Raw genomic sequence first — 11,854 nt, 5'->3', positions numbered from 1 at the left:
TTGATTATTCAAATTCGTGGTGATGGTTTACCGGAAAAGTATGAGCAATGGTGTTGACCGTTGACCGTTGACTCGCGGCTCATGCTTATCATGACGGGTAATAAGAGTATTAAAATGATGGTGGTATTTACCGCAACGAAGAACACCATGATGAGGGCGTATATCGCGAGTAAGAGGCTTTTTCTGTTGTCATTGAGACTACGGAAGCAAAAGCGAATAAACAGAAAATAACCACCAAACAATAGGGCGATACCGAGCAACCCGTATTCAATTGCGGTATCTAACACAAAGTTGTGGGTGTAGATCGCCAGCTCATCATAGTTAAAGTAACTGATCATAAAGTTGGGTAACATTTTCGCGCCGACACCTAACACCGGGTGTTGAAGTAAAATATCTAGCCCATTGGCAAGTAATAGCTTTCTATGAAGATTCGATACCCAGCGTGCTTCACTTTGGTTGGCAAATAAGACGTCTTCTTGGGTTATTTCCAATGTGTCCGCTAGCGTTTCAAATCCAACGTAGAGTGTGGTTGTGACTGCAGTAAACACAATGAAGCTTAAGGCTAATAAAATCGTCCACGTGTACGTTTCATTAAGCGATTTTCTCATCAGGTTTTTTACGAGCAGCTGGTCAAAGAAGAAAAGCAGACAAAAACCAAGTAGTGCTTTTCTTTCTTGCGACAACACCAGTAATACCAAAGCGACGAGCATCAAAAGGTGGAAAGCGCGAATTTTATCCCGATAAAGGTACAGTAGTGAGCAAAGTACACCGAACCCGTATTTACTTACCCCGAGTAACTTAAACCCGCTTTGATAGCCTTGAGCAAAGTGCCATAAGGCAACGAGCGTACAGATGAAAAACAGCAGATAAGTGAAATAAACCATTACCCATTCATCATCAAACACGCCATAGGCGTACATTAGGCTAAGCAAGCAGAGAATCGCCAGCCATTGCACGGTTTCTATAACTAGCGGCATTAAGGGGACGCGATTTAGCAGGCCATTTAAGAACACATACCCAGTGAACAGTACAAGGAACCCCATGCAGGGATGCATGAGTTTTTCAGCTTTTCCTTCCAATACCACTAATGCAGTAAAACCAATGGAAAAAAGACTTAGGATGTCTGAAGGTGCTAGTGCAACTCCTCCAGCACGAAACTTCATGGGAATAAAGAATAATGCCAGTAGGCATGCCGCAAACCATGAGGCTCGGTGGCTCGATGGCGCGGAACTATTTGTTGGCGCAAAGCTGCTGGTAGATTCCATAGTAACCTTCACGAAATTTATCGATGGTGTAGAGAGAGGCCCTATTGACTGAGTATTGACTTGCAGCGTCATACCGCTCAACACTTTCACACAGCTGGAGCACTTTCTGGCTCAGCTCATTTGAGTTACCAACCTGAAATAAATATTCGGCACGTCCGGTGACGTCATCCAAACCGGGTACGTCCGATGATAATACGGGTAAGCCTGCTGCCATGGCCTCAACCGCCGCCAAGCCAAAGCCTTCGAAATGCGATGATTGCACGTAAATGTCCATGCCGTTCAAAAACGCTGGAACATCAGAAACTACCCCATGAAAGTGAACACGTTGCGTGACGTTGAGCTTTGTTGCCAATGCTTGCAGTGGCGATTTTTTTTCGCCATCTCCAGCAAGATGGAGCTCGTATCGTCTCGGTAAATGGACAAGTGCTTGGATAAGCGTTTCATGATCTTTATGTTGGTGAAGTCGGCCTACCATTCCAATCTTGATGACTGGCTTGTCGATTAGGTGGCTGGCGCATCTTGGCGTCATAGGAAACCTTTTTAAATCGACGCCATTGTGCACCACGTGATATTTATGTTGGTAGCGAGGCATGAACTTCACCAGTTCATCTTGTACTTTTTCACTAATACAGACCGTCAAGTCGTGGCCCCAATACAAGACGTATTCCATGAACTTAAACAACGGATAGTCACGTCGACGGTTGTAAGAACAGTGCTCAGTCTGGATTCGTTTTTTACCTACCGCCAATAGCGCTAGATAAATGGAAGGGTAGAGGTGCCCGTGAACGACATGTGGCCAACGCAGTAAACAGTATTTCTCACTCAATGACAAAGTGCGCCAGTTAAAACACTCTATCCCTTGGGCGGATAGCGTTGGTAAGTAATCATTTTCATCACACAAGACCAAAATTTTGATTTCGTATTCAGGCTTATGTTCCAAAACAAGGTCGACTAAGAACTTCTGAGCACCGCCGTTCTGAGAAAGATCATTAATAATATGTAGAATCTTGGTTTTCATGATTAATTGGTCAGATATTGCTGTTTAAGGTCGGTGATTTCTGCATTTGAGAAAAAGTGCTTCGTCAATTTAGAATTCAGCATTTCTTCAACGTACTCGGGTGTAGGTTGAAATTGCGTTTTGAATTCTTTCATTAGTGGCGAGTACCATTTGTTGTCTGACTGATTTTCATAAACGACATCCACGGGGTAACCTAAAAAGCCTTCAACTGCGGAGTTAGCCTTCGCTAGCTTGTCACTTCGAATGACCAACAGTGAGAAGTTGTTGTTATGGTATGTCTGATAGCCCACTTCGTGATTAAAAGGTTCGTTAAACACATCAATCCCTGTTAGTTGTTTGATTTCGTTGTCAAACCACTGCAGCGCATATTGATGATTCATGTGCTTATCAAATGCCTCTTGGAGTAATTGCGGTCGTTCGGTACGTATTGCGCTGTCATCCTTTAGATATTTGTCCGCCATCCAAAAAGGAAGTGCTTGAAAGAACATTGAAACATTTCGTCCGATCGGTTCACGCACCAGCGAGATAATTCGAACTTTTTTCTTGCGCTTTAACATATGGCTCATCGTTATACGCTTTAGTCGTCGCTTTAACGCATTGATCTGAGGCTTATGCAATTGCGCTCTCACAGGGGATATCTGTTTTTGCGCATCGACAGTCATAAGATCGTGCAAGTGAATCGAGTTAGGAATGGAATGTTCTAATGCACTCGAACCTACTTTGCCCATTTGATAGATCAAAACTGGTTGTTCTTGGCTTTTCAACGTTTGGTACCAAGATGCGTTTGAGTTAGTAGGCGTATTTCTGGACATAAATCGTTTCTCCTTCCTTAGTCTTGGCTTGTGTGATTAAGACGCCAAGAGATGGAACTGAGTGTTGTATTTGTTTAGATAACGCAAGGTTAACCAGTGATGATTTTGTCGATTCTGAGCGAATGACGGTAATCAGACCATTGGCATACTGACCAAGAATAAGTGCATCACTCACTGACAGTAGGGGCGGTGTATCGATAATGATCCGGTCATACTTATTTTGAAAATGTTCGAGCAACTTTTTAAAGCGATCAGAAGCTAGCAGTTCCTGTGGGTTTGGCGGAATTAGACCGGCCGGTAATACATCTAAGTTGGCTTCTTCTATATGTGTAACACAATCTTTGATTGGCGTATCCATAGTCAGGATATGCGTTAAGCCTGGGCTTGATTCAGCAATACCAAACCGTTTTGCGATGGAAGGTCGGCGTAAATCGCAGTCGATGATCAATACCTTTTCCATTTTTGAAAACGACACCGCCATATTAATACTGGTCGATGTTTTTCCTTCTTCTGGAATGGCAGAAGTAAAGGGCAATATCTTTTGCTTAGTGTTGGTTAGTCTGAGCAGAAGCGAGGTTCTGACGGAGCGGCAAGCTTCACTAAATAGCTTTTCTTCATCATCTAAATACGCGGTATAACTGACGCCGTTTTTACGCAAATTGCGTTTTTTGACCATCGGAATCACGCCTAAACACGTAACACCAAGTTTTTCCTGCACATCGGCTGTGCTTCGGGTAACTTCTCGCATCGTTTCTAAGATGATGACCAGCGCACAAGCAATGGCAAAGCCAAAAAAGGTGGCAATCAGTACCAGTTTGATTCGTTGCGGTGCCACCGGGAATAGAGGAATGATGGCTTTGTCAGTAAAGCGTGCAGTGACATTTTTGTAGTCGCTGGTGGCGTTGGTCTCTTTCTCACGATTTAAGAACGCTTCATAGAGTGCCTTATTGGATTCAACCTCGCGTTTTAACTGTTCATAACGCGCTTTTTGTGACCCTAACGATTGGAAGTCCGACTTTTTGTGATCGAGTTCTGCTCGAAGCATGTCCTCTTGCGCCTTTGCAGCAAGAAGGTCTTGTTGCTTACTGAAGGAAATGTCACGAATGAGTTGCTGGGTTCTAGATTGAATTTCAGCAAGCTGCGCTTTCGCCTGAATCATTCGGTCATGCTTGGGGCCGTAGCGCTGTGCCAGTTCAGAGAGATTTTTGGCTGCCTGTGCTTCCGACAATTTTAGATCGCGGATTTGCGCTTGATTAGCGAATTCATCAATTGACAGCAAGCTGTCTAAACTTTGTGAGGATTTACGTCTTAACAGTTGGATTAACGTCTGTGCTTCAATACGCTTATTAACAGCGACATTTAGCTTTCGAGTGAGTTCTTCTAGCTCATTTGCGTAAATTTCATCAATACCGTTTATATCGATCAACCCTTCTTTTAACAAGAACTCTTGCAGCGCTTGCTCAGAGTTACGTAATCGCTCCTCCAATTTTTGTGAGTTATTTGTCAACCAAGTAGCCGCATTTTGTGTAACGACCAATTTGGCTTCAAAATTTGCGTCAATGTAGGCTTGGCCGACCGCGTTAGCGATTGTCGTAGCAAGCTTAGGATCGGTAGAACGAAAGCGAATTCTGACTAATTGGGTGTTACGTACTGGCTCAATATCGAGTTTACTTCTGAAAGCTTGAAGCGCTTGATAATAGGACTCTGAAAACTGGGCAGTTTCTTTTGGGCTTGGAGCCACATTCAGTAGGTCTTGAACAAAAGGGATCGACTTTATTTGGTCGATCTTTTGATTTAATCCACCTGAGCGTGTGAACTCCGGTAGTTGAGTTAGGTTCAGCTCTCTAATGACCTTATCTGCAATATGATTCGATTTTAAAATAGCGATTTGCGTTTGAAAGTACTCTTTTTTTGTCGTGTCGACGCCATATACTTCCTCTATTGAAAGGGCGCTTTTTTGTTCTTCTTGGATGAGTAGCGTTGCTGTAGCTTGGTATATCGATGCTTTGGAGTAGATATACCAAGTACAAGTTAATGAGAACAGAAGCGTGAATGCTGCGATGCTTAGCCAATTCTTTTTAATCGCTTTGAAGTGATGGCCAAAACGAATCAGTTCTACTTTGTTCATCTGGAGATTATTTGGATGAGTCCCGTTCATTTGATTCCCTGTCACTTAAAAGAAGCTCTGGTCGATAAATACAATGTCACCAGGCTCAACGTTGCGGTGCATACTGACACCCTCTATCGTTTGACCCGTTTTATGTTTGGTGAGGTTAATGCCTTTGCGTGAGGCTCGGTCGGTCAAGCCACCAGCTAAAGCGATGGCCTTTTCGATAGTTAATCCTGGTCGATATTCAAATCCACCTGGTTTCCTGACTTCGCCATTGACGTAAAACAGACGAAAGTTATTGATGGTGACCATCACTTTTGGGTTGATGAGATAATCGCCTTTTAAGCCCGTTTCTATTTCGTACTTGAGTTGTTTCGGTGTTTTTTTGATTGCTTTGATTCGGCCAAGGTAGGGGTAATCAAAATAGCCATCTGACGTTATTAGAATATTTTTAATCGTAAGATCTTCTTCACCATAGACCTGCACGGAAATGGTATCGCCCGTGTCGAGTAAGTAATCTTCTTCGTTTGAGTCAGCGTTTACCAAGGTGCTAAATAGCAATAACGCGACGCTCATGAATGTGATGAATGACTTCATTAATAATCCTTGTTACAGAGAAAACTGTGCGCTTAAAGTCCAAATGTTCTGTTCGAAGCTATAACCTGGTCGGTTAGAGGTTTTATCTTGGTATTGCCAGTCGGCTTGCAGCTGTACCCAGCGTTTAATTTGATAATCGATACCAAAAGATAGGGTGTAGCGATCGTCGTTTCTGGTGATCCCCGTATAATCATCTTGTTGATAAATAGCACCTAAGCGAGTTGCAAGGTAACTATTCCAATCGTGCTTGAGGTTCAGTCGGTAACGAGTTTGTAGGTTGTAATCGCCATCTTGATCAGGGTTAACCGCCGCTTGAGTGGTTTTCACGCTGACTAGAGTTTGTTCTTGAGGCAGCCATTCAAAGCCGATATCCCAACTGAAGCCTTTAAATGTCTCTCGTTGAGCGCTGTCAAAATCTTTGATTTGATAACCGAGTCGAGCGATGCCTTTGGTTTTTCCCGTTACTTCCCATTCGGCACCGGTGTAATAGAAACTGGTGCTATTATCTTTGGAAGGCTGCGCAGAATTTCGGTGCTGATAGTCGGTTACTATTTGTTTTGTCCCAACTAACCAATAGGTTCTTGGCGTCGCCCTTAAATAGAATTCCAAGTGTGCATTGGGAGCTCGAAAATCGTTGTATTTCGTTTTAGCGTTTGGGCGCCCAGGCAAGCCGTCACGGTAGTTTTGATAGGTTTTATCACTGTAGCCTAAACCGAATTCGAGTCTGCCTTTTGCACCGTTAGAGCCAAAGACATAATTGGTTTTGATATCGTTACGGTTGAACTCAATTGGTGAGTCTATTGCGCTACCATTACCTTCGGTAATGTCTTCCCCTCTAATTTCATGCTGGGCGCGAAAACGATAATCAACCACTAAACGATGACGATGATTGAACTCAAAGAAGTTGGAAAACTGAAAGGTATGATCGTCGAAGTCGTTGCGGTCATCGGATGAAAGACCTGCTTTCAACTTGTATAAAATATCTGCGCGATAGCGATTCCTTTCTATACGTGCTAATAAGCTTGGCTCTATACCCCAAATATTGACCGATTCTACATTGCCGGATTTTTCCGCTTTGTTGATGTTGTCATCGCCCTCGTAGAAAGTTCTTACAAGGGGAATAAACTCAATGCCAGACTCGGTTTGGTAAGCCATCGGTTCTGCGAGTAAGCCAGTTGAAAACAGACTCAATGCTATTGCCATTGTCAGTTTCTTCATAATCTCAACCTTAGTAAGCGTTAGCACCAGTGAACCCTTTGAAAACGGTCATGAAGATGATTTTGATGTCCATCCAAACCGACCAGTGGTGGATGTAATCCAAATCAAATTCGACTCTCTTTTCCATTTTTTCTAAGGTGTCGGTTTCGCCGCGATAGCCATTAATTTGCGCCCAGCCAGTAATGCCTGGTTTTACTTTGTGACGTAGCATGTATCGGTCAACAATCTGGCGATACTCTTCATTGTGCGCCACGGCATGAGGGCGTGGACCAACAATAGACATGGTCCCTTGCAGTACATTGATAAATTGAGGCAGTTCGTCCAAAGAGGTGCGACGCAGAAAACCACCAAAAGGCGTAATGCGTGGGTCGTTTTTTGTCGCCTGTTTCACGTGAGGGCCTTGATCCATAGTGGTCATTGAACGGAATTTCCAGACTTCAATCTTGCGTCCATCGAGGCCGTAACGATGCTGTTTAAAAATGACCGGACCTTTAGAGGTCAGCTTAATGCCAATCGCAATGGTGAGCAGGACTGGAGAGATCAAGGCTAAAATAATGCTCGAAAACAAGATGTCTTCAAACCGTTTTACCCAGGAAGAAATTCCAGCAAATGGTGTATCAAACACGCTGAGCGTTTGAACTTGGCCGATTTGCGCCCAACGAGAATGCAAAAGGTTATAGGTAAAGAAGTCGGGAATCAGATACGTATTTGCGGTGGTGTCTGAGAATTGGTTAAGAAGCGATGCAATACGTTCTTTTGCGTGCATTGGCATTGCGATATAGACGTAATCCACTTCCCCTTTTTTGGCTCGCTCAAGAGCGTGGTCAACTGCCCCTTTAATAGGGTAAGCAGAATTTGGCAATCTGTCGGAAGAACGCTCATCGTAAAAGCCATCAAAAAGCACACCGTGTTCAGTGTGGTTTTGAATTTCGTTAGCAAGGGTAATGCCGTGAGGAGTTTGGCCGATGATTATTGCAGTACGAGTGTTGAATCCTTTTTTTCTTAAATAGGCTAATCCGGTACGGAATGTCACTCGCCATGCCAAAAGTAGAGCGGGCGTAATCGCAAACCACAATGCCAGAATAGTGTTATCAAATAAGTCATAGACTTCCGAAAAATACAGAACAATAAAGATAAGCGCGGAAGTAACTGCCCAGGCCACACAGACAATAATCATCTGCTCTTTAAACGAACTGGTTCGCCAAGAGCGGTACAGATTGCCGCTTTCTGCCATAAATAGAAAGGAGATGCCTCCAACAAAAGCCAGTATGACGTAATCTTTCCCCATCGCAGTATTCATGTCTTTGAACACTAAAAGCAGCATAAAAGAGACGATGACAGCAAGATCTGAGATGCGATATAAAAAAGCGAACTCCATCTCGTGAGAGCGGATAAGTCCTTTTTGTTTCATGACTCAGTTTCCCTTCTTACACGCTACCGCCCTTGGGTGTCTCCCCCAATTGCCGTGTCGTGAGCGTTATTAGTAGTTGGTGAACAGAGCATTCTGTCGAATGCTTCTAAGTTTTTTGTCACGTGTAATTTCGTTGATAAGTGTAAAAATTTGCGTTGTTGAGGTAAGTGGAAATAAGAATGAAATTTAGACCTTTGGCTAAGTTTGGCGGGTTAGGAAAAAGCTGGTACTTACTCATGAGGGATGAGGAAAAGTATTAAAAATGAAGTATCAGTACAAAGACAATGGTTTATGTAAAGGTAGAAGAAACGGGTGATCTTATGGGTTAACGATTAATGATTTAGTATCGAATTACTTATATTTATTAGGATAAAAAAATCCCTCTCAAGTGAGAGGGATTTATTGTGAATCAGGACGAAAGAATTATTCGACTTCTACGCCGTTTTCTTTGTATAGGCGGCGGCATGCACGACCATCACTGTGGAACAGGTGACAACGGTGTGCTGGAATACCAATCTCGATTTTATCGCCGGTATCGACTGCGAGCGTGTCAGGCTGACGGAAAATAACGTCCGCGTCCGCACCTTCTAGGTTTAGGTATACTTGAGTTTCGTTACCTAGCTTCTCAACAATCATCACTTCACCGTGAATGCTTGCATCAGCTTCAGAAGCGGATAATAGGTGCTCAGGGCGAATGCCTAAAGACATGCGGTCGCCACGGTTAACCGTCGTGCCATCCACTGGAATCCAGAAAGATACGCCATTAGATAGTTGAACTTTGACGCGCTCTGCTTCTACTTCATCAATGAATACGCTCATGAAGTTCATTTTCGGAGAACCGATAAAGCCTGCTACAAAGCGGTTTTGTGGGTAATGGTAAAGCTCAAGCGGCTTACCAACTTGCGATACATAACCGCCGTCTAGTACAACGATTTTATCTGCCATTGTCATTGCTTCTACCTGATCGTGCGTTACGTAGATCATGGTACAACCAAGTTGACGTTGTAGCTTAGTGATTTGCGCACGCATGTTTACACGCAGTGCGGCATCCAAGTTTGATAGTGGTTCATCCAGAAGGAATACATTAGGTTGCGATACCAGTGTTCGACCGATAGCCACACGTTGACGCTGACCACCTGAAAGCGCTTTTGGTTGGCGTTCAAGTAAGTGACCCAGTTGTAGAATTTCTGCAGCCTGTTCAACACGTTTGTCGATTTCTGCTTTGTCTGCTTTTGCTAATTTTAAGCCAAATGACATGTTGTCATATAAGTTAAGGTGTGGGTAAAGAGCGTAAGACTGGAATACCATACCAACACCACGTTTGGATGGTTCGACGTCATTCATGCGCTGGTCACCAATATACAAATCACCTGAAGTAATGTCTTCAAGACCGGCAATACAACGTAAAAGGGTAGATTTACCACAACCTGATGGACCTACGAAAACAACAAATTCACCTTCGTTGATTGTTAGGTCTACGTTCTTAGAAATCAGTACGTCGCCATACGCTTTACAAACATTTTTTAACGTGACACTCGCCATGTAGCTCGTCCTCGATCAATTTTTTATTATTCACCGCTCATCATTATATGAATTATCTAGCGAGCAGTAACAGTAGGAATCGGTAAGTTATTGCGGTTGGTAAGAAAAGTAGGGTAGCACTTCAATAAAATGTCCTGAATAGAAGTGCTACCCATCATAGCCAAGTACGAGTTTCTCTCCCCCACATTATTCGTGTTGTCTCCCCCGTGAAATAATTACCACAAACAACACCAATAATGACATTCCACTCGTCTGGCAATGCAAAACCAGCAAATCTTTTTCCTAATACGTAGGCACTGCTGGGAAAGGGTTCTTACCATCCACTCTTGGATGACTGAAGTTTGTAAGATTGTGCGAGGTGCGACATCCTCCTAATAGAAATAATTGTAGGGGGAGTAGGTAGGGAGGAGTAAAAAAGGAGGAGGAATAAAGCAGTTGGTCGGAAATCACATTATTGCACCACCTAAAGTTGAAACCGATCACAGGAAGTATCCGTTTTGTGATTTGAGTCTCTTACCCTTGGCGATTTAGATCACGAAAATACGTCATAATTGTAAGGGCGTAGGGATTAGGAGGATGAGACATATTGGATTATTTCAGATGATATATGTCGAAATACGGCTGAACCTCAATGGACTAGCCCTACATCAAAAATATAAAAAGGATACGAACATGAAAAAGTTAAGCGCTGTAGCACTAGGTACTCTTGTTGCTTTGGGTTCTTTTGGTGCTAATGCTGCCATCGAAGAAGGACAACTTACTATCTGGATCAACGGCGACAAAGGTTACAACGGCCTTGCTGAAGTTGGTAAAAAATTCGAAGAAGACACTGGCATTAAAGTGACAGTGGCTCACCCAGATGGCCTTCAAGACAAATTCCCTCAAACTGCAGCGACTGGTGACGGTCCTGACATCGTATTCTGGGCTCACGACCGCTTCGGTGGTTACGCAGAAGCTGGCCTGCTAGCAGAAATTAAACCTTCTAAGAACATTCAAGAAGGTATTGTTGATTTCGCTTGGGATGCAGTACGTTACGACGGCAAATTGATCGGCTACCCAGTTGCGGTTGAGTCTCTATCTCTAATCTACAACAAAGACCTAGTTCCAAACCCACCGAAGTCTTGGGAAGAAGTTGCAGCGCTAGATGCAAAACTTAAAAAAGACGGCAAGTCTGCAATCATGTGGAACCTAAAAGAACCGTACTTCACTTGGCCACTAATGGCTGCTGATGGCGGCTACGCGTTCAAATACACTTCTGAAGGTTACGATGTTAAAGACGCTGGTATCGCGAAAGAAGGCGTTAAAGACGCAATGAGCTTCGTAAAAGGCTTGGTAGACAAAGGCGTAATTTCTGCAGATATGGACTACTCAGTATCTGAGTCTGCATTCAACCAAGGCAAGACAGCGATGACGATCAACGGTCCATGGTCTTGGGGCAACATCGAGAAGTCTGGCGTTAACTACGGCGTGACTACGCTACCTAAGTTCCAAGGTCAATCTTCTAAGCCATTCGTTGGTGTTCTAACGGCTGGTATCAGCACTGCGTCTCCAAACAAAGACCTAGCGGTTGAGTTCATTGAGAACTACCTACTAACAAACGACGGCCTACGTATGGTTAACAACGATAAGCCTCTAGGTGCGGTAGCGCTTAACTCGTTCCAACGTGAACTAGATTCAGATACTCGTATCGCTGCGACTATGGACAACGCGATGAACGGCGAAATTATGCCAAACATTCCTCAAATGAACGCATTCTGGGGCGCGGCTAAGAACGCAATCATCAACGTAGTTGATGGTCGTCAAACTGTCGATGCAGCATTGGCAGACGCAGAAAAACAAATGACTAAATAATTAAGTAAGACCTTTTTAAGGAGGAGGCAA

At 43.6% G+C, this 11,854-nt stretch carries 9 protein-coding genes; 1 reads left to right on the top strand and 8 read right to left on the bottom strand.

What is annotated here, in order from left to right; genetic code table 11:
• Positions 1-8: 8 nt before the first annotated feature.
• The 8 genes from ACWPOD_RS05610 to malK all read right to left on the bottom strand — a co-directional run bounded on the left by ACWPOD_RS05610 (position 9) and on the right by malK (position 9,973).
• On the bottom strand, positions 9-1,265 hold the full coding sequence (locus tag ACWPOD_RS05610; RefSeq protein WP_456231644.1) for an O-antigen ligase family protein: 1,257 nt from the start codon (positions 1,263-1,265) through the stop codon (positions 9-11).
• Complete coding sequence (locus tag ACWPOD_RS05605) at positions 1,231-2,283, bottom strand: glycosyltransferase (protein WP_456231643.1); 1,053 nt, start codon at positions 2,281-2,283, stop codon at positions 1,231-1,233. The genes ACWPOD_RS05610 and ACWPOD_RS05605 overlap by 35 nt, the downstream gene beginning before the upstream one ends.
• 2 nt (positions 2,284-2,285) lie before the next feature.
• Positions 2,286-3,095, bottom strand: coding sequence for a putative capsular polysaccharide synthesis family protein (locus tag ACWPOD_RS05600; protein WP_258647026.1), 810 nt, complete (start codon positions 3,093-3,095; stop codon positions 2,286-2,288).
• Entirely contained in the window at positions 3,073-5,253 is a 2,181-nt protein-coding gene (locus tag ACWPOD_RS05595) for a GumC family protein (protein WP_456231642.1), read from the bottom strand. The genes ACWPOD_RS05600 and ACWPOD_RS05595 overlap by 23 nt, the downstream gene beginning before the upstream one ends.
• Before the next feature lie 15 nt (positions 5,254-5,268).
• Positions 5,269-5,802, bottom strand: coding sequence for a polysaccharide biosynthesis/export family protein (locus tag ACWPOD_RS05590; RefSeq protein WP_048625325.1), 534 nt, complete (start codon positions 5,800-5,802; stop codon positions 5,269-5,271).
• A 12-nt stretch (positions 5,803-5,814) separates the two neighbouring features.
• Positions 5,815-7,020, bottom strand: coding sequence for an outer membrane beta-barrel protein (locus tag ACWPOD_RS05585; protein WP_456231641.1), 1,206 nt, complete (start codon positions 7,018-7,020; stop codon positions 5,815-5,817).
• 10 nt (positions 7,021-7,030) lie between these two features.
• Entirely contained in the window at positions 7,031-8,431 is a 1,401-nt protein-coding gene (locus tag ACWPOD_RS05580; protein ID WP_005392488.1) for an undecaprenyl-phosphate glucose phosphotransferase, read from the bottom strand.
• Positions 8,432-8,854: 423 nt separating this feature from the next.
• Positions 8,855-9,973 carry a maltose/maltodextrin ABC transporter ATP-binding protein MalK gene (gene malK, locus ACWPOD_RS05575; protein ID WP_005375271.1) on the bottom strand — a complete coding sequence of 373 codons (1,119 nt, stop codon included), beginning with the start codon at positions 9,971-9,973 and terminating at the stop codon, positions 8,855-8,857.
• 672 nt (positions 9,974-10,645) lie between these two features.
• Between malK and malE the strand changes: the two genes are divergently transcribed.
• Positions 10,646-11,824, top strand: coding sequence for a maltose/maltodextrin ABC transporter substrate-binding protein MalE (gene malE / locus ACWPOD_RS05570; protein WP_005375272.1), 1,179 nt, complete (start codon positions 10,646-10,648; stop codon positions 11,822-11,824).
• The last annotated feature ends 30 nt before the right edge of the window (positions 11,825-11,854 follow it).

Source organism: Vibrio sp. JZG120, from assembly GCF_053890955.1.
Note: the sequence above shows the minus strand (reverse complement) of the source record. Positions and strands in the feature narration are given on the sequence as shown.

Bases quoted from the DNA above. Each gene is read 5' to 3' on its own strand.
- ACWPOD_RS05610 (WP_456231644.1), bottom strand. From the start codon at position 1,265: ATGGAATCTACCAGCAGCTTTGCGCCAACAAATAGTTCCGCGCCATCG.
- ACWPOD_RS05605 (WP_456231643.1), bottom strand. From the start codon at position 2,283: ATGAAAACCAAGATTCTACATATTATTAATGATCTTTCTCAGAACGGC.
- ACWPOD_RS05600 (WP_258647026.1), bottom strand. From the start codon at position 3,095: ATGTCCAGAAATACGCCTACTAACTCAAACGCATCTTGGTACCAAACG.
- ACWPOD_RS05595 (WP_456231642.1), bottom strand. From the start codon at position 5,253: ATGAACGGGACTCATCCAAATAATCTCCAGATGAACAAAGTAGAACTG.
- ACWPOD_RS05590 (WP_048625325.1), bottom strand. From the start codon at position 5,802: ATGAAGTCATTCATCACATTCATGAGCGTCGCGTTATTGCTATTTAGC.
- ACWPOD_RS05585 (WP_456231641.1), bottom strand. From the start codon at position 7,020: ATGAAGAAACTGACAATGGCAATAGCATTGAGTCTGTTTTCAACTGGC.
- ACWPOD_RS05580 (WP_005392488.1), bottom strand. From the start codon at position 8,431: ATGAAACAAAAAGGACTTATCCGCTCTCACGAGATGGAGTTCGCTTTT.
- malK (WP_005375271.1), bottom strand. From the start codon at position 9,973: ATGGCGAGTGTCACGTTAAAAAATGTTTGTAAAGCGTATGGCGACGTA.
- malE (WP_005375272.1), top strand. From the start codon at position 10,646: ATGAAAAAGTTAAGCGCTGTAGCACTAGGTACTCTTGTTGCTTTGGGT.